This window comes from Pseudomonas sp. Z2-11 (assembly GCF_054161305.1).
On the sequence record NZ_CP096395.1, the window covers coordinates 3,206,171 to 3,226,086 of the forward strand.

A 19,916-nucleotide genomic window follows, 5' to 3' on the forward strand; every position below is an offset into this window, starting at 1 on the left:
TGAGCGGGGTCAGTGGCCGCGGATGTAATGCTCCAGCTGGCGGATCAGGTCCGCCTGCTCGACCAGCGCTTCCTTCACCAGGTCGCCGATGGACAGCAGGCCAATCAACTGGCCGTCGTCCAGCACCGGCAGATGGCGCAAGTGGCTCTCGGTCATGACTTCCATGCAGCGTTCGATGCTCTGCTGGCTGTCGGCGGTGATGACCGGCGCGCTCATGATGGTGCGTACCGTGGTGCCCACTGAAGAACGCCCCTTGAGCACCATTTTGCGGGCATAGTCCCGTTCGCTGAACACCCCCACCACCTCGCCGGCCTCGATCACCGGCAGCGCGCCGACGTTTTTCTCGGCCATGATCTGCAGCGCTTCGAGCACGGTCTGGTCCGGCGCGATGCTGTGGACCTGCCGGTTCTGCACACTCTTGAGCTTTACCAGTTGAGCGGCGGTTTTCATTGTTAATCCTCAATCTCAAACCAAAGTGATCGCTGTCGTGGCGAGGGAGCTTGCTCCCGCTCGGCCGGGCTGGCGCTCCAGTGCGCAGCGACCGCAAGATTTTAGGACCGCTGCGCGGTCCAGCGGGAGCAAGCTCCCTCGCCACAAAAGCACCACTAAGGCGGCCTTAGCACGGATCAGTCCGCGCCAATCTCCACCACATCCCCGTTCAACCGCACCGGCCAGACCCGCAGGCGCTGTTCGGGGTATTCCAGGCAATGGCCGTCTTCCAGGCGAAAATGCTGCTTGTACATCGGCGAGGCGATCACCAGTTCGCCCTTGATGCTGCCCAGCAGACCACGACCGATGACGTTCGCGCCGGACTTGGGGTCGCGGTTGTCGACGGCGTACAGCGGTTTGTCCGTATGCTCCGGCAGGTAGAGCAGCGCCACTTGGCGGCCGTCATGCCAGGCAACCACGCCGGAATTGGGCACCAGGTCCTCGCGGCTGCACAGGGTGCGCCATTGGACGGGTTCTTGAGCGATACGAACGACGTTTGACTGGCTCATCAGAGCACCTCCTCGGTGACGGGAATCAGGTGAAGTTCGCCGGCATGCACCGGCCGGCGCTGGCCGCGTTCGCGGACAAAGTGGACGTCCGGATCGTCGCGCTTGTCGTTGACGAAGGTCCGGAAGCGCTTGAGTTTTTCCGGATCCTTCAAGGCGTTGGCCCATTCGCACTCGTAGCGGTCGACCACCAGTTGCATCTGCGCTTCGAGCTCGGCGCCCAGGCCCAGGCTGTCGTGGATGATCACGTCCTTGAGGTAGTCCAGACCGCCTTCCAGGCTCTCGCGCCAGACCGAGGTGCGCTGCAACTTGTCCGCGGTGCGGATGTAGAACATCAGGAACCGGTCGATGTAGCGGATCAGCGTGGCGTCATTCAGGTCGGTGGCGAACAGCTCGGCGTGGCGTGGACGCATGCCGCCGTTGCCGGCCACGTAGAGGTTCCAGCCCTTCTCCGTGGCGATCACACCTACGTCCTTGCTCTGCGCCTCGGCGCATTCACGGGTGCAACCGGACACCGCGAACTTGAGCTTGTGCGGCGAGCGCAGGCCCTTGTAGCGGTCCTCGATGGTCAGGGCCATCTGCACGCTGTCCTGCACGCCGTAGCGGCACCAGGTGCTGCCGACGCAGGACTTCACCGTACGCGTCGATTTGCCGTAGGCGTGGCCGGTCTCGAAACCGGCTTCGATCAGCTCGGCCCAGATGTCCGGCAACTGGTGCAACTGCGCGCCGAACAGGTCGATGCGCTGGCCGCCGGTGATCTTGGTGTAGAGGTCGTATTTCTTCGCGACCACGCCAATGGCGATCAGTTTATCCGCAGTGATCTCTCCGCCGGCGATGCGCGGCACCACCGAGTAGGTGCCGTTTTTCTGCATGTTCGCCATGAAGGTGTCGTTGGTGTCCTGCAACGGCACCAGGTGCGCGTCCATGATCGGCTGGTTCCAGCACGACGCCAGGATCGAACCCACCGCCGGCTTGCACAGATCGCAACCGGTATGGCCGCGACCGTGTTTGGCCAGCAGCTCTTCGAAACTGATAATCCCTTCCACCCGCACCAGTGCGTAGAGCTCCTGGCGGGTATAGGCGAAGTGTTCGCACAGGCTCTTGTCGACGCTGACGCCACGGGCGATCAGCTCGTGCTCGAATACCTGCTTGACCAGGGCCGCGCAGCCGCCGCAACCGGTACCGGCCTTGGTGTCGCACTTGAGCTGGCCGAGATCGCTGCAGCCGCCATCGATGGCCGCGCAGATCGAGCCCTTGGTGACGTTGTGGCACGAGCAGATGGTCGCCGCTTCGGGCAGCGCCGCCGGGCCCAGTGTCGGAGCGCCCTCGGACGATGGCAGGATCAGGCTGGCGGCGTCCTTGGGCAAGGCGATGCCGTTCTGCATGTATTGCAGCAGGGTATCGTAATAGCTGTTGTCGCCCACCAGCACCGCGCCGATCACGCGCTTGCCATCGGCGTCCACTACCAGGCGCCGATAGCTGGCGCTGGTTTCGTCGATGAATTGGAAGCTGCGCGCGCCCGGCGTGTTGCCATGGGCGTCGCCGATGGAACCGACGTCCACGCCCAACAGTTTGAGCTTGGTGGACATGTCCGCGCCGGTGAACGCCTCGCCAGCCTCGCCGCACAGGCGCGCCGCGACATTGCGGGCCATCTGGTAGCCCGGCGCGACCAGGCCGAAGATGCTGCCATTCCAGGCGGCGCATTCGCCGATGGCATAGATGTCCGGGTCGCTGCTCTGGCAATGGTCGTCAATCACTACGCCGCCGCGCGGGCCGATCTGCAGGTCGCACTGGCGAGCCAGGGCATCCTGGGCGCGGATACCGGCGGAAAACACGATCAGGTCGGTTTCCAGGAAGTCGTCGGTGGCGAAGTTCATCCGGTAACGGTATTGCTCACCGGCGCTGATGGATTGGGTGCCCTTGGACAGGTGCACGCCGACACCGAGTTTTTCGATGCGCGCCTTGAGGGCCAGGCCGCCCTGCTCGTCCAGTTGCACCGGCATCAGCCGTGGGGCGAATTCCACCACGTGAGCTTCCAGGCCAAGGGTCTTGAGGGCATTGGCCGCTTCCAGGCCCAGCAGGCCACCACCGACGACCACGCCACGCCGGGCATTGTTCGCGGCGGCGCGGATGGCGTCGAGGTCTTCAAGGGTACGGTAGACCAGGCACGAATCACCTTCGGCGCCCTGGATCGGCGGCACGAATGGGTACGAACCGGTGGCGAGCACCAGCTTGTCGTAGCTGAGGCGCTCGGTGGCGGTGACAACCTGGCGCGCCTGGCGATCGATTTCCAGCACCGGCACGCCCAAGTGCAGCGTGACGCCGGGCGTCTGGTACAACGAGGCTTCGCCCAGGGCCAGCGACTCGGCATCGCGGCCCGAGAAATACTCGGACAAATGCACACGGTCGTAGGCACGCATCGGCTCTTCGCTGAACACATGCACGCGGTAATGATTGAGGGCACCGCGCTCGATCAGTTGCTCGACGCAGTGATGGCCGACCATGCCATTGCCGATCACGATCAGCGTTTGCAGCTTGTTCAGGGAAGCAACGTTGGAATTCATAAAAAGCACCCGACAAAAGCCCATCACGGTTTTTGAAAGCAAAAAAAAGACGCCTGAAACCTTGCGGTTCCAGGCGTCTTTGCCTGTTCTGTGCGGTATCGATCCGGCGACTGCGCCCTGACCTACCGTAATATCCCCGGCCTGCTGGCGCTCGATCTTCGTTGACCGACGGGGCTGCCCACTCGATTGTGTTCGCGGTGGGCCTGCCAAGCCTCTTGCAGCGAGCGTGCCAGACTTCATTTTTGCCCGCCTCCACCCCCTCGCATGCACCCACAATCCCCTGTGTGAGCGGGCCTGCCCGCGAAGAGACCGGTCCGGTCACCGGAAGCCGACCTGCATCAGCTCCGTCCACAGCAGCACCACTCATTGCCTTGCGATGGTGCGATCCCCCGCCACGGGCTTCATAAAAGTGCAGGTCTTGATGCCCGCCGGCAAAAATCCTGAACCATCGCCGACGCGGATTTTCACAATTAATGGAAACCGGGCCAGGCGCCAGACCCTGCCTTTGGCCATCCCAGCGAAACCATAAGCGCCCCAGGCGCAGCAATTGATCGGATGAACGCAATGGATGAGCGAAACCCACCTGTCGTTGTGATCTGCGGCGCCACTGCCGGCGTCGGCCGCGCGACCGCCCAGCGGTTTGCCGCGTCCGGCTACCGCGTCGGGCTGTTGGCCCGGGGCGAACAAGCGTTGGCGGCGACGCAAGAAGAACTCAAGCAACTGGGCGCGACGAGCCTGGCGATCAGCGTCGATGTCGCGGACGCCGATGCGGTATTCGAGGCGGCGCAACGGATGGAGCGCGAGCTGGGGCCCGTCGGCGTCTGGATCAATTGCGCAATGGTCACGGTGTTGTCGCCAATCCGCCAGTTGACCGCTGAAGAAATCCACCGGGTCACCAAGGTCACGTACCTGGGCACGGTGCACGGCACGCTCGCGGCGCTGGACCTGATGGGGCGGCGCAATCGCGGGGTGATCATCCAGGTCGGCTCGGCGCTGGCCTACCGGGCCATTCCGCTGCAGGCGGCCTATTGCGCGGCCAAGTTCGCGGTGCGTGGTTTCACCGATTCCTTGCGCTGCGAACTGCTCCACGAACACAGCGACATCAAGGTCTGCATGGTGCAACTGCCGGCGATCAACACGCCACAGTTCGATTGGGCCCGCAACAAGCTCGCCAAGCGCCCGCAACCGGTGCCGCCGATCCACGACCCGGACGTTGCCGCCCGGGCGATTTTCAGCGTGGTGAAGCGTACTCCCCGGGAGTTGTGGTTGGGCGTGGCCTCGCTCAAGGCGATCGTCGGCACTTGCCTGATGCCGGGCCTGCTCGATCGTCTGTTGGCCCGCAGCGCTTACGCCGGGCAAATGACCGACGAAGACGACGACAGCCAGCGCCCGGACAATCTGTTCGAACCGCAGGAGCCCTTGCATCGTACCCGCGGGCGGTTCAATGGCCGCTCGAAGGATTCAGCGCTGGCTTTCAGCTCGACCCAGGTGTCCGCGTTGCTGCTGGCCACCGGTGGGTTGCTGGCTGTGGTGCTGCTACTGTTTTGAGCCGGTGCGCCGGAACCAGCGGTAACCGTATCCATGCAATGTCAGGCTGGCTGCGGTCGAGGCCGGATACGCGCGGTCCGAGAGGACTTCCTCGAACCCCTGCAAATCCACTTCCCGCAACTGCACAGTGACTGTCTCGGGGCTGAGGTTCGCCAGCATCACCGAGGTCGCTTCGCACTCATGGGCGATGGCGAAGACTGCACGATGGTCGACCGTCAGCAGTTGCGCCTTGCCGTCGCCAACCTCGCGCAAGCGCCTGCGCGCCAGCAGCAGCCGGCGAGTCCGAGCCAGCAGCGAATTGGGATCGTCCTGTTGGCCCTCGACGTTCAACTGCGTGTAGGCAAACGGTCCTTCATCGATCACCGGCGCGGCGAGGCGTTGAGCGGTTGAAAAGCCGGCGTTGGCTTCATCGCTCCATTGCATGGGCGTGCGCACCGACAGGCGTTCGGGACGGGACAGGTCATCGCCCATGCCGATTTCTTCGCCGTAGCGCACGATGGGTGTTCCGGGCAGTGACAGCAGCAGCGCCTGGGCCAGCGCCTGGCGATGCACATCACCGTCGAGCATCGGCGCCAGGCGCCGGCGGATACCGCGGCCATACAGGCGCATGTTCTGGTCCGGGGCGAAGGCCTGCATCACCTCCTCACGCTCCTGCTCGGTCAAGCGTTCAAGATCGAGTTCGTCATGGTTGCGCAGCCACACCGCATAGTTGGCGCCGTCAGGCGGTGCCGGGCGGCGGCCAATGGCCCGTTGCAGAGGCTCGGCTTCGCCTCGGGCCAAGGCCAGGAACAGATGATTATTGACCCAGAAATCCAGCACCAGGCCCAGGCGTTCGCCGGTGCCGAAATAATGGCTGTAGCGCTCGGGCTCGACATCCACTTCGCCCATCAGCACGCCTTCCGGGTTGATGCGGGTCATGTGCTTGAACAGCCGTTCCAATAACCACACGCCTTGCTCTTCATCGCCGCCACCGGCCTGCTCAACCAGGTGCGAAGCGGCATCGAGACGAAAACCGGCGATCCCCAGTTCGAGCCAGTGATCCATGATCCGCTCGATCTCTTCGACCACCCGCGGGTTCGCCAGATTGAGGTCCGGCTCATGGCGATAGAACAGATGTCGAAAGTACTGCCCGGCCTGTTCGTCCCGCTGCCAGATGCTGTCTTCCACCGACGGAAAGATCGGTTGGTTGCCGTCGTCCACCGGCGTGTCGGACCACAGGTAATAATCCCGATAGACACTGTCCTTGTTGCGCCGCGCCCGCAGGAACCAGGGATGCTGGTCGCTGGTGTGCTGCACCACCAGTTCGAGGATGACCCGGATGCCACACTCCCCGGCCTGGACGATCAACTGGCGCAAGTCCTCTTCGCTGCCAAAGCGCGGGTCCAGCGCCATGAAATCGCTGACGTCGTAACCGGCGTCCTTGAACGGAGACCGGTACAAAGGCATCAGCCAGAGTGCGCCGACGCCCAGCGCTTGCAAATAATCGAGCTGACGAATGATGCCCTTCAGGTCGCCACGGCCATCGCCGTTGCTGTCGTAGAACAGCGAGGGGTCGATCTGGTAGATCAAGGTATTTCGGTGCCAGTTGGCTTTCATCGGTGACTCCTTATCGACAGAGGTTATCGACACAGGATCAGGGCCTGTTCGGCAGCCAGACGCCCGCTGAACGGCTGGCCTTCATCCGCGCCATCGCTGGCGATTTCAACTCGCCAGGGGTCGGCCAGCGGAAAGGTGTGCTCGCTGTCGGCGAAATTGATGCAGACCAGGCGTTCGTCGCCTTCGCAAGAACGACGATAAGCCAGCACCTGCGGGTGCGAGGGCAGTTCCTCCCAGCCGCCCAGGCGCAGCGCCAGGCTATTGCGCCGACACGCCAGCAGCCGTCTGTAAAGCGCCAGCACGGAATCGGCGTCGCGCTCTTGGGTCTCCACCGACAACCGGCCGGCATCCGCAGCGAAAGGCAGCCATGGCGCCTGACCCGACCAACCGTGAGGCGCCTGTTCCGTCCAGGGGATCGGCGCCCGGCTGCCGTCCCGTCCGCCGGGGTCGACGCGGGTCTGGGCGGTCACTTGCGTATCCTCCAGGCCCAGCTCCTCGCCCTGATAGATGAACGGCGTGCCGCGCAGCGTCAGCAGCATCACCGCCGCGGCCCGTGCCCGGCGCAATGAGCCGCCGTAGCGACTGCGGTGGCGGCTGTTGTCATGGTTGGACAGCACCCAAGTGGGCCAGGCCTGCAACGGGCCGAGGTCGTTTTCCACCTCGCGTACGCACATACGGAACACCACCGGGTCCCACGGCGCATCCAGCGGCGGGAAGTTGAACGACATGTGCAGTTCGTCACTGGCGCCGTAATAGGCCGCCACCTGGGCCGTGGAACGGATGTTGACCTCGCCGATCAGCACCCGCTCGCCGGGGTAGCTGTCCACCAGGCGCCGCAGCCCGCGCAGCACTTCATGGCTGTAGGGCTGATCGTTGATCTTGACCATGGTTTCACCGGCCATGCAGCGCGGGTCATCGGCAAAGCTCTGGTCCTTGCCGACGCAATGCACCACGTCGACGCGAAACCCGTCCACGCCACGCTCCAGCCAGAAGTGCAGCACTTGATGCATGGCCGCGACGACTTGCGGATTATGCCAGTTCAGATCCGGTTGCTCGGGCAGGAAGAAGTGCAGGTAGTACTGCTGGCTGGTTTCGTCCCAGGTCCAGGCGCTGCCGCCGTCAATCGAGGCTCGCCAGTTGTTCGGCTGGTCACGCCAGATGTACCAGTCGCGCTTGGGGTTGTCGCGGCTGGAGCGCGACTCGATGAACCAGGGATGCTGGTCGGAAGTGTGATTCGGGACAAAGTCGAGCAAGACCTTCAAGCCCCGTTCGTGGGCCTTGGCGATCAACGCATCGAGGTCGGCCAGGCTGCCGAACAGCGGATCGACATCGGTGTAGTCGCAGATGTCGTAGCCTGCGTCGCACATGGGCGAGCGGAACACTGGCGAGAGCCACAACGCATCGATGCCAAGGCGTTGCAGATGGTCCAGGCGTGCTGTCAAACCGGGAAGATCGCCAATACCATCGCCGTTGGCATCGGCGAAGGAGCGAGGGTAAACCTGGTAGATCACGGCGTTCTTCCACCAGGGCGAAGGGAAGGAGTTGGGCATGTCGCCTCCTCTGATCGCAGTGTGTGGTGGGCAAGACCGCAGCCCCGCCTGCTGTCCTTTCATCAAGGGACATCAGTTAAGAACCGGAAAAGGGGCTTGTGGTTCGTTTTTTCTTGATCGGGAATGAGTTAGCGGAAGAGATGTTGGATGTGCCGCCGTCATCGTCGGATCGCCGCCCGGAGCAAGCTCGCTCCCACAGGGGACAGGGTTCACAAAGGTCCACTGTGGGAGCGAGCCCGCTCGCGAAAGCGTCAGCCTGACCAACTCAGAACCCGTGGCGAGGGAGCTTGCTCCCGCTCGGCTGCGCAGCAGTCGCAAACCGGCGGATACAGTCTGCCTGAGGTTGCTGGGGCCCGCTTCGCAGGCCAGCGGGAGCAAGCTCCCTCGCCACGCTAACCTGCTCCGGCGCGACAAATATCAAGTCAGACCGATGTCCCTGCCTCAGGATCGGGCCGCCCATGTGGGAGCGAGCCTGCTCGCGAATCGCCCGATCAGTTGGAGGCGATGCCAGCGGCCCGATTGACCATCGCCACGATACTGACGAACAGCTCCTGCTTGGCCTCGTCCGCGCTGATCTCACCGTTGGCCGCCGCATCGGACAACGCTTCCGCCGCCCCGAGCATCGCGCGCAGGCTCGCTTGGGACAGGCCCCGGCTATCGGCGAACGGCTCTAGCACCGCCCGGCATTTATCCAGGAACAGCCTTTCATATTCCCTTTTGATGCTCTCCAGTTCAGGTGAACTGGAGAGCGCCGCACTGACGCCCGGGATCTCACGCCCCTGAAGCAGGACGCATTCGACGAACGCTTCGGCAATCACCCGCGAACGGCTCTGCAACGTGGGTTCGCTGGCGTCGAGTGCAGCGTCCATGAGCGCCGTCTGGCGCGCATCGAAATCCTGGTAGAGCGCCGACAGCAGCCCTGACCGGGTAATGAAATGGTCGTAGACGATGGGTTTGGTGACGCCTGCCTGGTCGGCCAGCCGGGCCAGGGTCAACGCTTCGCTGCCCTCCTCCCGAACCAGGCGCCAGGCGACATCCAGCAATTGCCGTTGCCGATCGGCGCGGGAAAGTCGGCGACGAGGCGCGGCAATGGGCGGTGCATTTTCATCTGTGCTTGACATGTTAACTTTACCAACCGTAACTTACTAATCGTAACTTAACCCAGCATACTCGCTTGACCTCGGGTAATGCCAGAAGGAGATTCGCCATGCACGCCCTTATCGTGGTTGCTCATCATGACCCCCGCTCCCTGACCCATGCGCTTGCCCAGGCCATTGGCAATGGAATTCTCCAGGCCAATCCCAGCGATACGTTCGAAATCGCCGACCTGGCCGCTGAAGGCTTCGATCCACGCTTCGGCTTCGCCGACCATGCCGTCCACCGCCGTGAGGCCTTGCCGCCTGCCGACGTGCTGGCCGAGCAGGCCAGGATCGAACGGGCCGACGCCCTGGTGCTGGTCTACCCGATCTATTGGTGGTCGATGCCGGCGTTGCTCAAGGGCTGGATTGATCGGGTGTTCTCCAATGGCTGGGCATTCGACTTCAAGCTCGACGAGTTCTTTGTGCAGAAACTGCAGCATTTGCGGGTCCATCTGGTCGCCCTCGGTGGAGCTGACGCCGACAGTTTTCAACGCCACGGCTACGACCAGGCGATGGTCACGCAGATTGACCACGGCATCTTCGGCTACTGCGGTGCCCGCGTGGTGAGCTCCGAACGCTTGCTGGATTCGGAAACCCTTGATCCGAACGTACATCTGCAAACGGCCCGAGCCCTCGGCCAGCGGGTGTTCTCGGCTGTCGAGCAGACCTCGCCCGTAGAAGCCAACGCCGCGTGTGCATGATCAGAGTGCTCGACGGTCGGCGGCAGACAGGGGCACATCGCGCTGATAGATATCCGGGATATACACCGCCCGCCCCTGGCTGTCCGCTTGCACTGTCCAGTATCCAAGCAGGATCGGCATCGGCTTGGCCAGCCTGAATTCATGAGTCAACTCGCTTGCCAGCAAGGTGTCGGTGCGCGTGCGTTCGGCCGGGGTCACCAGCAGATCGCGCAGATGCATGACTTGCTCGATGCGTACGCAGCCTGAGCTGAACGCCCGCGGGCCTTTGCTGAAAAGTGCCTGGCTGGGCGTGTCGTGCAGGTATACCGAAAACGGGTTGGGGAAGCGCACGACCAGTTTACCCAAGGGGTTTTTCGAGCCGGCGTCCTGGCGCAGCATCAAATTGCCAGGGTGATCCCAGTCGATATTTTCCACCGCCAGGGGCAAGCCATCGCGATCGATCACCTTGAGGTTGTGCCGGGTGAGAAACTCCGGGTCGCGGCGGATCTCGGGCAGTTTGTCCTCGCGCATGATCGTCGGCGGAATAGTCCACGTCGGGTTCAGCGTCAGTCGGGTGATACGCGACTTGATCAACGGTGTCTGGCGTTCGGCGCGGCCAACCTGGGTCCGGGTCTGCCATACCGGGGCGCCAGCCTGGTAGACCGTCAGCTGCGCCGCCGCCACGTTCACCAGCACGCTGTCGGGCTCCAGATCCTGAGCCAACCAGCGCATCCGCTCCAGGTTGATCCGCAATTGCTCGCGGCGCATGGCCGGGCTGACGTTCAGCTCGGTAACCGTCCACGGCCCCACTACCCCATCGGCTTGCAGTGAATGGTGGAGCTGGAAGCTTTTCATCGCCTCCACCAGGCTCGGGCTGTAGTGTTCATCGGCTTCCAGCGGAGGCACGCTCAGGTAGCCTTCGTTGAACAGGCGCCGGGCCAGTGCGGGCACGCGGGCGTCACGTTTGTCGGGTTGCAGCAATGGGCCGGCCGGCACTGACTGCCAGTCAGCCAGCGGTTGTTGCCGTTGCCGGGCGTAGAGTTCGCGCAGGTTGCGATATAGGTCCAAGGGCGGCCGCGCCTGTTCGAACGCCTCGGCGGGGTCGCGCAAGCCGGCGACGGCGAAGTGCAGCACCATGGCCTGACGGTCCGGCAACTGCGGATTGGCCTTCCAGATCGGCTCCAGGCGGTTCTGCGGCAGGTAGCCGAAACGCAGCTCATGCAACGCTTGCAGGTAGCGTTGGCTGATGGCGATGTCGGTACAGGCCGCATTGGCATAGGCGCCTTCGCCGGGCAGGCGGTAGCGGTTCGGGTCCAGGCCATCGTCGGCCAGTTGTTGCAATTGGACTTGCAAGGCCTGCAACCGCTCATCGTCCGCCCAGATGGCCTGGCCTGCGTTTTGCTGGTACAAGGCCTGCAAGCTCAGCACCGTCGAAAAATCGACGCCCGCGGCCAGTTCCGGGCAGTTGACCGACAGTCGTGCCAAGGTCGATTGCGCGTGCGCGGGGTCGCCCCCCTCGGCTGTCGCGACCAATGGCGCAACGAGCAATAAAAGGCTCAGGTAACATGCGGGCTTTTTGAACAACTGCTTTACTCCAATCCATGGCTGTCTCGTTGACGGTGAATTTTTTGCGACAGGTACGACCCGCCATCATGCAGACAAACAAAACCGGACGGGATGCCGCAAACGAACGCCAGCGTCAGCTTTTTTCGCCCGTATCGCGCTCAGTCGCCCGCCTGCTGCGCCGACTCTGCCTGGTCATGGCCGGCCTGGGCGTCATATCCGGCCCGGCACTGGCGCAAAAGCCCGGTTCCCAGCCGCTTTACAACAGCCTCGCCCACGCGGCGCCGGAACTCAATCCCCTAGCGCTTAAAAGTGCCTTGGGCGCGATGCAATGTGCTGTCGCCAACGGCGCTCGCCCGGCCCGTCACCTGGCGGTGATCGACTATTCGCAGCCCTCCACGGCACGGCGCCTGTGGATCTTCGACCTGCGCCAGAAGAAGCTGGTGTTGCGCGACCTGGTGGCACACGGGCAGAAATCCGGGGAAAATTTCGCCACGCAATTTTCCAATCGCCTGGGCAGCTACCAATCCAGCCTGGGACTGTTCCGCACTCAGGAAAGCTATCAGGGCGCCCATGGTTATTCGCTGCGCATGGACGGCCTGGAGCCCGGCTTCAATGATCAGGCTCGCGACCGCGCGATCGTGATTCACGCCGCCGACTATGTGAATCCGTTGTGGAGCGTGCGCCAGGGCCGCATCGGCCGCAGCCAGGGCTGCCCGGCCGTGCGCCCGCAAGTAGCGCGCCAGGTGATCGACAAGCTCAAGGGCGGGCAATTCATGTTTTCCTGGTACCCGGATCCGGCGTGGCTCAAGCGTTCGGCCTATCTCAATTGCCAGGCGCAGCAGGTGGCAAGCATTCTGTCGACCCGCGGCGGCTAGTACAGGGGCCGCTGCGCGACCGAGTGGGAGCAAGCTCCCCCGCCACGGGTGTCGTGCAAATCTCCTGGCCAGCGATTGCGTCGGGTGGGTTCGTGGTTAAAATGCCGGCCTTTCGAATTGCTGGCGTTTTTTCTGATGAACCCTGAAGCCCTCCAAACCTTGCAGAGCCATTTATCGACGGCGCTGGAGTCGGTGCCTGACGAAACCCGTCGGCTGTTCCACGGGCGCGGACGCTGCTGGGCGGGGCTGGAACAGATTACCGTGGATTGGCTGCAAGGCGTGGTCCTGGTCTCGCTGTTCAAGGAACCCGAGCCGGCGCAACTGGACGATCTGCTCGCGATGTTACGCGACCTTGTCGCCTCACCCGTCTGGCAGCGCAGCGCCGCCCATACGCTGGCCCTGCAGCATCGATACCTGCCCGATAGCCTTACCCAGTGGCTGGAGGGCGCGCCGATCGATGAGTGGACCCTGACCGAAGGCGGCCTGCGCTACCGGATCGACCTGGGCAAGAAGCAGAACAACGGCCTGTTCCTCGACATGCGCTACGGGCGCGACTGGGTCCGCGCCCATGCCCGTGGCAAGCGCGTGCTGAATCTGTTCGCCTACACCTGCGGTTTTTCGGTGGCGGCGATCGCCGGCGGCGCGCAACACGTGGTCAACCTGGACATGTCCCGCGCGGCTTTAAGCCGTGGTCGCGACAACCACCGGTTGAACGGCCACGACCTGGGCCAGGTGAGTTTCCTTGGCCACGACCTGTTCAAGTCGTGGGGCAAGGTGATCAACAGCGGCCCCTACGATCTGGTCATCATCGACCCGCCAACGTTCCAGAAAGGCAGCTTCCTTTTGGCCAAGGATTACCAGCGTGTGCTGCGCCGCCTGCCGGAGCTGCTGACCGCCCACGGCGCGGTACTGGCCTGTAGCAACGACCCGGCGACCGGTCCGGATTTCCTCATTGGCGGCGTCATGCGTGAAGCACCGGGCCTGCGATTCGAACAGCGATTGGCAAATCCGCCGGAATTTCCGGATGCCGACCCGGCCTGCGGCCTCAAGGCCTTGGTGTTCACACGCGACGATCCGGCCAGCTCACAGGTATAGCCGCAACTACACCACCAACGTCAACCACGCCGACACCAGTAGCAACACCGCCATGACGCGATTGAAGCGCCCCATCGCCACGGCGGAACGGCAGAACTTCGCCGCGCCACGCCCCAGGTAGGCCCAGGCGGTCATGCAGGGAATGGAGATGGCAAAGAACGCCAGGGACAGCCAGAGCACCCGCACCGTACGGTCTGCCTCGGCGCCGGCGAATACGCTGACCACCGCCAGGGCCATCATCCAGGTCTTCGGGTTCACCAGTTGCAACCCGGCGGCGCCCGCCAGGCCGAGCCGTGGGCCTTCGACCGGGCGGTCTGGATCGATGGCCTCGGCCGGCGCGCTGAAAATCTGCCAGGCCATCCAGCTCAGCCAGGCGATGCCGGCCCAGGACAGTGCCGTTTGGATCGCCGCATGTCGCGCCAGCAGGTCGCCCAGCCCGGTGCCCACCAACAACACCAGCAACGCGGCAGCCGCGCAGGCGCCGAGGATGAGTGGCCAGGTGGTCGCCAGGCCGAAGCGCGAGCTATGGCTCAGCACCAGGATATTGGTCGGACCCGGGGTGATGGAGGCGACAAACGCAAACAAGGCAAACGGCAACAACTGATCCATGGCGCAACTTCTCGATGAATGATCGTGGACTTGATCATCCCGTTGCAGCCGGGCTCAGTCTGGAACAATTGAGCAGCGCTTGCGGTAGTCCACCGGGCTCATTCGATAGGCGCGCTGAAACCAGCGGCCGAGGTGACTCTGATCGGCGAAGCCGAGCATGGCGGCCACCGCCACGGCGCTCTCGCCACGGGCCAGCAGACGCCGCGCCCGGGCCAGGCGCAGCTGGATCAGATACGCGTGGGGCGCCAGGCCGAAGGCCGCCTTGAACGCACGACTCAGGCGAAAACGATCCACGCCGGTGACGCGCGCCAGGTCGTCCAGGCTGATGTCCTCGCTCAGGTGGCCGTGCAAATAATCCCGGGCCTGCTGGGCGACCAGCGGCAGACGCGGGTCGGGATTGATCCGTGTTCGCCAATGCAGGTGTTGAGTGAGGTTCGACAGCAGCGTGTCGAGGGCGGTCTGGCGGACGATCAGGATGTCCTGTTCGTGCAGGCTCTGGAAAGCCGCAGCGGTAGCCCTTGCCAGCCGCGCGTCATCGTTCAGCGTGACGGCAAAGCCCAGTTGCGCGTTGTCTGGCGCATCCTCGAACAACGAGCGCAGTTCGCGCTCCAGCCATTGCGGCTCCAGGTACAAGGTGCGATAGGTAAACCCGTTTTCGTGCGGCGCGTTACCGTCATGCAGCTCCCCCGGTTCAAGCAGGAACACCTTGCCCGGCGTGCTGTTATGTTGCTGCTGACGGCAATGGAACTGCTGCACGCCCTGCTCCGTCACGCCCACCAGATAGGCATCGTGCCAGTGCGGATCGTAGGCGTGCCCCTCGAAATGCGCGCGCACGGTCTCGATGCCGGACGTGGCGTCCTGCTTGAGATCGATCCAGTTGCGCGCTGTCATGGGCTAATCCGTTTAGTGAACGTGCTCTGTCAGATTATCGGCTGATGTCATGAGTGTCTGGAAGATTTGTGCAGCTTGGGTGGGAGCGGGCTTGCTCGCGAAGACGGTGTATCAGTCCATATATGAGCTGGCTGACATACCGCTTTCGCGAGCAAGCCCGCTCCCACAAAAGCTCCACAGGCTCCCACAGGCCCTCAGGCATCCGGCGTGATCACCGGCAACACCGTCTCCACCGCCAATCGCGCCAGCTCCGCATCTTCCTCGGCCTTGACCCCGGACACGCCGATGGCGCCGATGCACTGACCATCGTGACGGATCGCCACGCCGCCCTCGAGCATGCCTTGCAAGTGCGGCGCGCTGAGGAAGGCGATGCGGCCACCATTGATCATGTCTTCAAAAACCTTGCTGTCCCGCCGGCCCATGGCGGCGGTGCGGGCCTTTTCGGTGGCGATGTAGGCCGACAATGGCGAGGCCCCGTCCAGGCGCAACAGCCCCAAGGGATGCCCGCCATCGTCGACCACACAGACCGATACGGCCCATTGACGCTGGTGGGCCAGCTCTTTGGCTGCTACCAGCAACTGGGCAACGTCCTGTTCGGTGAGTACCGCTTTGGTTTTCATGAATCACTCCATGCTGTGCAGCGTGAGGCCCGTCAGCCGAAGCTGCGGGCGATGGACACGGCGATGGTCATTCGCCATAGATATCAAAATCGAAGTACTTCTGGCGAATCCGCTCGTAGGTGCCGTTGGCGCGAAGGGTCGCCAGCGCCTGGTTGAAACGGCCCGCCAGCGGATCATTCTTGCGCACGGCGATCCCAATACCCGTGCCGAAGTATTGTTCTTCGACGAAGTTTGGGCCAACAAATTCGAAATCCTTGCCTTCAGGACGCTTGAGCAGGCTTTCGTCGATAGCCACCGAACTGGCCATCGTCGCGTCCAGGCGTCCGCCCAGCAGGTCGAGGAAGACTTCGTTTTGCGAGCCATAACGGATCACCTCGGCCCCGGCCGGGGCAAATTTGTCGGTGACGTAACGATCGAAGTTGGTCGCCCGTTGCACGCCGATCCGCTTGCCTTTGAGCTGCGCGGGAATATCCTGGATGCCACTGCCCTTGCGAAACACCAGCCGCGCCGGAATCCGATAATAACGGTCGGTGAAGTCCACCGACTTCATCCGCTCCGGGGTGATCGACATGGAAGAAATCACCGCGTCGACTTTTTTCACCTTGAGCGCCGGGATCAAGCCGTCGAACTCCTGCTCCTGCCAGACGCAACGAACCTTCATCTCGGCGCAAAGCGCCTGGCCGATGTCATAGTCGAAGCCGACGATGGCATTGTCCGGTGTTTTCGAGGCGAAGGGTGGGTATGCCGCCTCGATGCCGATGCGCAGCGAGGTCTCGGCGGCGTGCAGATTGGCGCCGAATGCCAGCAGCGAGACAAAGCCCAGCTTGAGTGCAATGCGTTTAACGTTCATTGATTAGCTCCGGATGCGATGTTATTGATTTCGGACGCTCCACGGGAAGTCGTCCGTTATGGCAGCAGCAATCTGAACAAGCGCGGGCGACCACTCTGGCGGTGGTCTTGCCCGATAGCGGCACAGCGGTGTCCGGCGGTCCTACACCGCCGCGGTCACGATCAGCTCCAGCAGGATCTGCGGGTCATCGAACGCCACCTGTGCGGTGGCTCGCGCCGGGGTATGCGCGGCGTCGACCCAGTCGCTCCAGATTGCGTTCATCGCAGCGAAATCGCGGCTCATGTCTTTCATCCAGATCTGCACGCTAAGCAAGCGGCGCTTGTCGCTGCCCGACGTGGCGAGCAATTCGTCGATCCGCTGCAGCACCTGGCGGGTCTGGCCCTGGATGTTCTGGTTGCAATCGGCGGCGACAATGCCGCTGAGCCAGGCCACGCCGTTGTGCACGACGCTGCGGCTCAGGCGCGGGTTGCTTTCGATACGTTGAATGGTCATGACGGTTCCTCGACGCAGTGACGTTCGCCGGCCAGTTGGGCCAGCGTGATGGATTTGAGGGGGGGACGGATGCGGTAGTAACCGACTTCAGCGGGCGAAACGCGGCGCTGGGCGGCGATGACCTGGGTGACGCTCAAGCCGCATTGGCGCCCTTGGCACGGGCCCATGCCGCAACGGCTGAAGGCTTTGGTCTGGTTGGGACCCAGGCAGCCGAGGTCGACGTAACGGCGGATAGCGCCAGCCGTGACTTCTTCGCAGCGACACACGATGACGTCGTCGGGTGGGACGCAACTTTCTGCCGGGGGGCGATACAACGCGTCGATCAAGGGCCGCGCAGCACGAGCACGACGCAGGCCTTTCTCAACGCCGCGTGCTCCACGGGAAACACCGGCAATCGCCATCGCAGCGAGTCGCCCTTCCAGGCGCGCCACCTGCGCGCCGCCAATGGCACCGCCGTCACCGGCGATGAAAATGCCCGGCGCGCTGGTTTGGCCGAAGCCATCGCGCCGTGGAATCCAGCACAACTGCGCCTCGCTCCAGTCATGCTCCAGGCGCAACGACCAACTGATCTGCGTGTGCGGCACCACGCCCTGGTGCAATAAAATCAATCCGGCGGGCACGCGCAAGTGCTGCCCTCCACTGTCGAAGCTCAGTGCACTGGCGCAGTCCTCACCCTCGACACGCAGGTTGCCGGCACCGCGAAAGTGGCGGATGCCGCCACGCTTCAACTCGGCCAGCAGCCCCACGCCCTTGAACAAGTCGCGCCAGCCGCGCAACGCACCGGGAATCAGTCGCCAGGCCCGCAGCAGCTCGCGACGGTGGCTGGTATCGACCAGCGCCTCGACGGCAATGCCGGCGCGCAGATACTGCGCCGCCAGCAGGTACAACAGCGGACCGCAACCCGCCAGGACCACCGGCCCAGCCGGTACCAGCGTCGCGCTCTTGAGCAGGATCTGCCCCGCACCGGCCGTCATGACCCCAGGCAAGGTCCAGCCGGGAATCGGCATCGGCCGTTCGAAGGCGCCCGTGGCGATCAGCAGATGGCGCCCGCGCAAAACCTCTGCGCAGCCGTCGATCAGGTAGTGCACCTCACGCTGGGGGGTGACTTGCCAGATCGCCGCGTTGGGCAGGTAACGAGCCCCGCATTGGAGAAAATCCGCTGCCAGCTGCGCACCGGCGCTGTAGTCTTCGCCGAGCACCGCGCCGCTGCGGGCATCGGCTTGAAGCACCTGGCGATAAATCTGCCCGCCAGGACTGGCCTGCTCATCCAGCACCACGACCGACAATCCATGGTCCCTGGCCTCGATGGCGGCGCTCATGCCGGCCGGTCCGGCACCGATGATGATCAAGTCGACCGCGGGGTTACTCATCGGTCCGCTCCTCGTTCGGCGCCAGGCTGACGGCGCCGCGTTGGCGTTGCACACGCATGCCCGGGCGCACCGCCACCAGGCACGACTGGACGTTGGCCTGGCCGTCCACTTGCACCAGGCATTCGAAGCACACGCCCATCAGGCAGTACGGCGCAGCGGGCCTGCCGCTGACAGCGCTTTCACGGGTATGCCGGACTCCGCTGGCGAGCAGCGCCGCCGCAAGGCAAACATCACCCGGCACGCTCAAGGGCTTGCCATCGAACTCGATCAGTACCTGGTTCTGCGAGACGGCCAAAGGCCGGAACAGGCTTTCAGCCGACATGACGCACCTCGGTTGGCGAATTGAAGCGCTGCAGGCCGAATGGCTTGACGGCTGGGTCATCGAACTCGCCGGCAATCCACGGGGCCAGGCGCAGGGCGTGAACGGCGGCCAAGGTCACGCCGCTGTGGCAACTGACGACCGCCAGGCCCGGGCAGCCCTGGGGCATTTCGTAAATCGGAAACCCGTCGGCGCTCATCACCCGCAACGCGCCCCAGGCCCGTACCAGGCGTACGTCACCCAGCAGTGGGAAACACTGCACGGCGCGTCGGGCGATCGCGGCCATGACCTGGCTGCCGGTGCTGTCGTCGAAGCCGGCCGACTCATGGGAGTCGCCCAGTTGCACGGTGCCCTCGTCGGTCTGGCGCACATACGTCGTGGGGTAATGGAGAAACGGCTTGAGTCGTTCGGTCACCAGGATCTGCCCGCGATTGGGTTGCACGGGCACGTCCAATCCGACCCTTTCGCCCAATGCTCGATTGCCCAGGCCCGCGGCCAGGACAACCTGCGCGGCAGACCAGCGCTGATCGGCGGCGCGCAGTTGCAAACCCGTGGCGTGCGGTTCGATGGCCTCGACGCGGTGACCATTGATCAACGTCACGCCACGCGCTTTGCAGGCCGCATGCAGCGAACGCAACAGCTTGAGCGGATTGACGTGACCATCCATGGGCGAGAAACAGCCGCCCACCACGTCGGGGCCGATACCCGGCAGACGGCCGCGCAGTTGTGCTCTGTCCAGCAGCTCATAGGGATAATCACCGTCGAGGGCCTCGCGCAGCCAGGCCAGGCGCGCGGCCTCCTCGGTCATTTCCGCATCGCTCAGGCACAACTGGAAACCGCCCTGCTGGCGCAGATGGATATCGATACCCGTATCGGCTTGCAGCGCTTCGGCGAAGCGCGGCCACAGCGCCACCGAATCACGGGTCCATTGTGCATACGGGCTCATTCCATAGCCCTTGCCCTGGACCCAGAGCAAACCGAAGTTGCCACGGGCGGCGCGAATCGCGTCGTCGCCCTCGTCGAGCACGCTCACCTTGCGCCCGAGCAGGGCCAGGCCATAGGCAATGGACATACCCACCAGGCCGCCACCTACGATGATCACATCAGTTTTTTGCATGACTGCTATATCGCTGTTCCAAAGGCCTTGAAGTACGGCG

At 63.8% G+C, this 19,916-nt stretch carries 19 protein-coding genes; 4 read left to right on the forward strand and 15 right to left on the reverse strand.

Annotated elements, in window-relative coordinates; genetic code table 11:
* Window positions 1-9: 9 nt before the first annotated feature.
* The 3 genes from M1E16_RS14175 to nirB form a co-directional block, all read right to left on the reverse strand.
* The gene (locus M1E16_RS14175; RefSeq protein WP_434630940.1) at window positions 10-450 is read right to left on the reverse strand and encodes a CBS domain-containing protein; all 441 of its coding nucleotides are present in this window, start codon (window positions 448-450) and stop codon (window positions 10-12) included.
* Between the two features lie 176 nt (window positions 451-626).
* Window positions 627-998, reverse strand: coding sequence for a nitrite reductase small subunit NirD (nirD, locus tag M1E16_RS14180; RefSeq protein ID WP_434600836.1), 372 nt, complete (start codon window positions 996-998; stop codon window positions 627-629).
* Entirely contained in the window at window positions 998-3,559 is a 2,562-nt protein-coding gene (nirB, locus tag M1E16_RS14185) for a nitrite reductase large subunit NirB (RefSeq protein ID WP_458127605.1), read from the reverse strand. The genes nirD and nirB overlap by 1 nt, the downstream gene beginning before the upstream one ends.
* Window positions 3,560-4,123: 564 nt before the next feature.
* Between nirB and M1E16_RS14190 the strand changes: the two genes are divergently transcribed.
* Window positions 4,124-5,107, forward strand: coding sequence for an SDR family oxidoreductase (locus M1E16_RS14190; RefSeq protein ID WP_434630934.1), 984 nt, complete (start codon window positions 4,124-4,126; stop codon window positions 5,105-5,107).
* Here the strand turns inward: M1E16_RS14190 and M1E16_RS14195 are convergent.
* The 3 genes from M1E16_RS14195 to M1E16_RS14205 all read right to left on the reverse strand — a co-directional run bounded on the left by M1E16_RS14195 (window position 5,096) and on the right by M1E16_RS14205 (window position 9,374).
* Complete coding sequence (locus M1E16_RS14195) at window positions 5,096-6,703, reverse strand: alpha-amylase family protein (RefSeq protein WP_458127606.1); 1,608 nt, start codon at window positions 6,701-6,703, stop codon at window positions 5,096-5,098. The genes M1E16_RS14190 and M1E16_RS14195 overlap by 12 nt on opposite strands.
* A gap of 23 nt (window positions 6,704-6,726) precedes the next feature.
* Window positions 6,727-8,253: an alpha-amylase family glycosyl hydrolase gene (locus tag M1E16_RS14200; protein ID WP_458127607.1), complete on the reverse strand. Its 1,527-nt coding sequence runs from the start codon at window positions 8,251-8,253 to the stop codon at window positions 6,727-6,729.
* A 491-nt stretch (window positions 8,254-8,744) separates the two neighbouring features.
* Complete coding sequence (locus tag M1E16_RS14205) at window positions 8,745-9,374, reverse strand: TetR/AcrR family transcriptional regulator (RefSeq protein ID WP_458127608.1); 630 nt, start codon at window positions 9,372-9,374, stop codon at window positions 8,745-8,747.
* Window positions 9,375-9,460: 86 nt separating this feature from the next.
* Between M1E16_RS14205 and M1E16_RS14210 the strand changes: the two genes are divergently transcribed.
* Entirely contained in the window at window positions 9,461-10,093 is a 633-nt protein-coding gene (locus tag M1E16_RS14210; protein ID WP_458127609.1) for an NAD(P)H-dependent oxidoreductase, read from the forward strand.
* On the opposite strand, the gene M1E16_RS14215 is transcribed toward M1E16_RS14210, so the two are convergent.
* Window positions 10,094-11,656, reverse strand: coding sequence for a L,D-transpeptidase family protein (locus M1E16_RS14215; protein WP_458127610.1), 1,563 nt, complete (start codon window positions 11,654-11,656; stop codon window positions 10,094-10,096).
* Between the two features lie 176 nt (window positions 11,657-11,832).
* Between M1E16_RS14215 and M1E16_RS14220 the strand changes: the two genes are divergently transcribed.
* Window positions 11,833-12,513 carry a murein L,D-transpeptidase catalytic domain family protein gene (locus M1E16_RS14220; protein WP_434658164.1) on the forward strand — a complete coding sequence of 227 codons (681 nt, stop codon included), beginning with the start codon at window positions 11,833-11,835 and terminating at the stop codon, window positions 12,511-12,513.
* 135 nt (window positions 12,514-12,648) lie between these two features.
* Window positions 12,649-13,608 carry a class I SAM-dependent methyltransferase gene (locus tag M1E16_RS14225; protein WP_458127611.1) on the forward strand — a complete coding sequence of 320 codons (960 nt, stop codon included), beginning with the start codon at window positions 12,649-12,651 and terminating at the stop codon, window positions 13,606-13,608.
* 6 nt (window positions 13,609-13,614) lie between these two features.
* Here M1E16_RS14225 and M1E16_RS14230 read toward each other — a convergent pair whose 3' ends face one another.
* From M1E16_RS14230 to M1E16_RS14265, 8 genes are all read right to left on the reverse strand, one after another.
* Window positions 13,615-14,217, reverse strand: a complete 603-nt coding sequence (locus tag M1E16_RS14230) for a LysE family translocator (RefSeq protein WP_458127612.1) — start codon at window positions 14,215-14,217, stop codon at window positions 13,615-13,617.
* Window positions 14,218-14,271: 54 nt separating this feature from the next.
* On the reverse strand, window positions 14,272-15,108 hold the full coding sequence (locus M1E16_RS14235) for an AraC family transcriptional regulator (RefSeq protein WP_434698227.1): 837 nt from the start codon (window positions 15,106-15,108) through the stop codon (window positions 14,272-14,274).
* 194 nt (window positions 15,109-15,302) lie between these two features.
* Entirely contained in the window at window positions 15,303-15,728 is a 426-nt protein-coding gene (locus M1E16_RS14240; RefSeq protein ID WP_434600846.1) for a GlcG/HbpS family heme-binding protein, read from the reverse strand.
* A gap of 67 nt (window positions 15,729-15,795) precedes the next feature.
* Entirely contained in the window at window positions 15,796-16,578 is a 783-nt protein-coding gene (locus M1E16_RS14245; protein ID WP_434630907.1) for an ABC transporter substrate-binding protein, read from the reverse strand.
* A 141-nt stretch (window positions 16,579-16,719) separates the two neighbouring features.
* Window positions 16,720-17,070, reverse strand: coding sequence for a RidA family protein (locus M1E16_RS14250; RefSeq protein WP_458127613.1), 351 nt, complete (start codon window positions 17,068-17,070; stop codon window positions 16,720-16,722).
* A complete protein-coding gene (locus tag M1E16_RS14255) occupies window positions 17,067-18,440 on the reverse strand; it encodes an FAD-dependent oxidoreductase (protein ID WP_458127614.1) in 1,374 nt (457 codons plus the stop codon). The genes M1E16_RS14250 and M1E16_RS14255 overlap by 4 nt, the downstream gene beginning before the upstream one ends.
* Window positions 18,433-18,762 carry a (2Fe-2S)-binding protein gene (locus M1E16_RS14260; protein ID WP_458127615.1) on the reverse strand — a complete coding sequence of 110 codons (330 nt, stop codon included), beginning with the start codon at window positions 18,760-18,762 and terminating at the stop codon, window positions 18,433-18,435. Before M1E16_RS14260 ends, M1E16_RS14255 begins: the two co-directional genes overlap by 8 nt.
* Window positions 18,752-19,876 (reverse strand): NAD(P)/FAD-dependent oxidoreductase, encoded by a 1,125-nt coding sequence (locus M1E16_RS14265; RefSeq protein ID WP_434657758.1) that lies wholly within the window; start codon window positions 19,874-19,876, stop codon window positions 18,752-18,754. The genes M1E16_RS14260 and M1E16_RS14265 overlap by 11 nt, the downstream gene beginning before the upstream one ends.
* Window positions 19,877-19,916 lie beyond the last annotated feature (40 nt).

What these genes read in the sequence shown, in the direction of transcription:
- M1E16_RS14260 (WP_458127615.1), bottom strand. Translation starts at nt 18,762, where the DNA reads ATGTCGGCTGAAAGCCTGTTCCGGCCTTTGGCCGTCTCGCAGAACCAG.
- M1E16_RS14175 (WP_434630940.1), bottom strand. Translation starts at nt 450, where the DNA reads ATGAAAACCGCCGCTCAACTGGTAAAGCTCAAGAGTGTGCAGAACCGG.
- M1E16_RS14200 (WP_458127607.1), bottom strand. Translation starts at nt 8,253, where the DNA reads ATGCCCAACTCCTTCCCTTCGCCCTGGTGGAAGAACGCCGTGATCTAC.
- M1E16_RS14250 (WP_458127613.1), bottom strand. Translation starts at nt 17,070, where the DNA reads ATGACCATTCAACGTATCGAAAGCAACCCGCGCCTGAGCCGCAGCGTC.
- M1E16_RS14240 (WP_434600846.1), bottom strand. Translation starts at nt 15,728, where the DNA reads ATGAAAACCAAAGCGGTACTCACCGAACAGGACGTTGCCCAGTTGCTG.
- M1E16_RS14220 (WP_434658164.1), top strand. Translation starts at nt 11,833, where the DNA reads ATGGCCGGCCTGGGCGTCATATCCGGCCCGGCACTGGCGCAAAAGCCC.
- M1E16_RS14190 (WP_434630934.1), top strand. Translation starts at nt 4,124, where the DNA reads ATGGATGAGCGAAACCCACCTGTCGTTGTGATCTGCGGCGCCACTGCC.
- M1E16_RS14245 (WP_434630907.1), bottom strand. Translation starts at nt 16,578, where the DNA reads ATGAACGTTAAACGCATTGCACTCAAGCTGGGCTTTGTCTCGCTGCTG.
- nirD (WP_434600836.1), bottom strand. Translation starts at nt 998, where the DNA reads ATGAGCCAGTCAAACGTCGTTCGTATCGCTCAAGAACCCGTCCAATGG.
- M1E16_RS14205 (WP_458127608.1), bottom strand. Translation starts at nt 9,374, where the DNA reads ATGTCAAGCACAGATGAAAATGCACCGCCCATTGCCGCGCCTCGTCGC.
- M1E16_RS14195 (WP_458127606.1), bottom strand. Translation starts at nt 6,703, where the DNA reads ATGAAAGCCAACTGGCACCGAAATACCTTGATCTACCAGATCGACCCC.
- M1E16_RS14210 (WP_458127609.1), top strand. Translation starts at nt 9,461, where the DNA reads ATGCACGCCCTTATCGTGGTTGCTCATCATGACCCCCGCTCCCTGACC.
- M1E16_RS14255 (WP_458127614.1), bottom strand. Translation starts at nt 18,440, where the DNA reads ATGAGTAACCCCGCGGTCGACTTGATCATCATCGGTGCCGGACCGGCC.
- M1E16_RS14225 (WP_458127611.1), top strand. Translation starts at nt 12,649, where the DNA reads ATGAACCCTGAAGCCCTCCAAACCTTGCAGAGCCATTTATCGACGGCG.
- nirB (WP_458127605.1), bottom strand. Translation starts at nt 3,559, where the DNA reads ATGAATTCCAACGTTGCTTCCCTGAACAAGCTGCAAACGCTGATCGTG.
- M1E16_RS14235 (WP_434698227.1), bottom strand. Translation starts at nt 15,108, where the DNA reads ATGACAGCGCGCAACTGGATCGATCTCAAGCAGGACGCCACGTCCGGC.
- M1E16_RS14230 (WP_458127612.1), bottom strand. Translation starts at nt 14,217, where the DNA reads ATGGATCAGTTGTTGCCGTTTGCCTTGTTTGCGTTTGTCGCCTCCATC.
- M1E16_RS14265 (WP_434657758.1), bottom strand. Translation starts at nt 19,876, where the DNA reads ATGCAAAAAACTGATGTGATCATCGTAGGTGGCGGCCTGGTGGGTATG.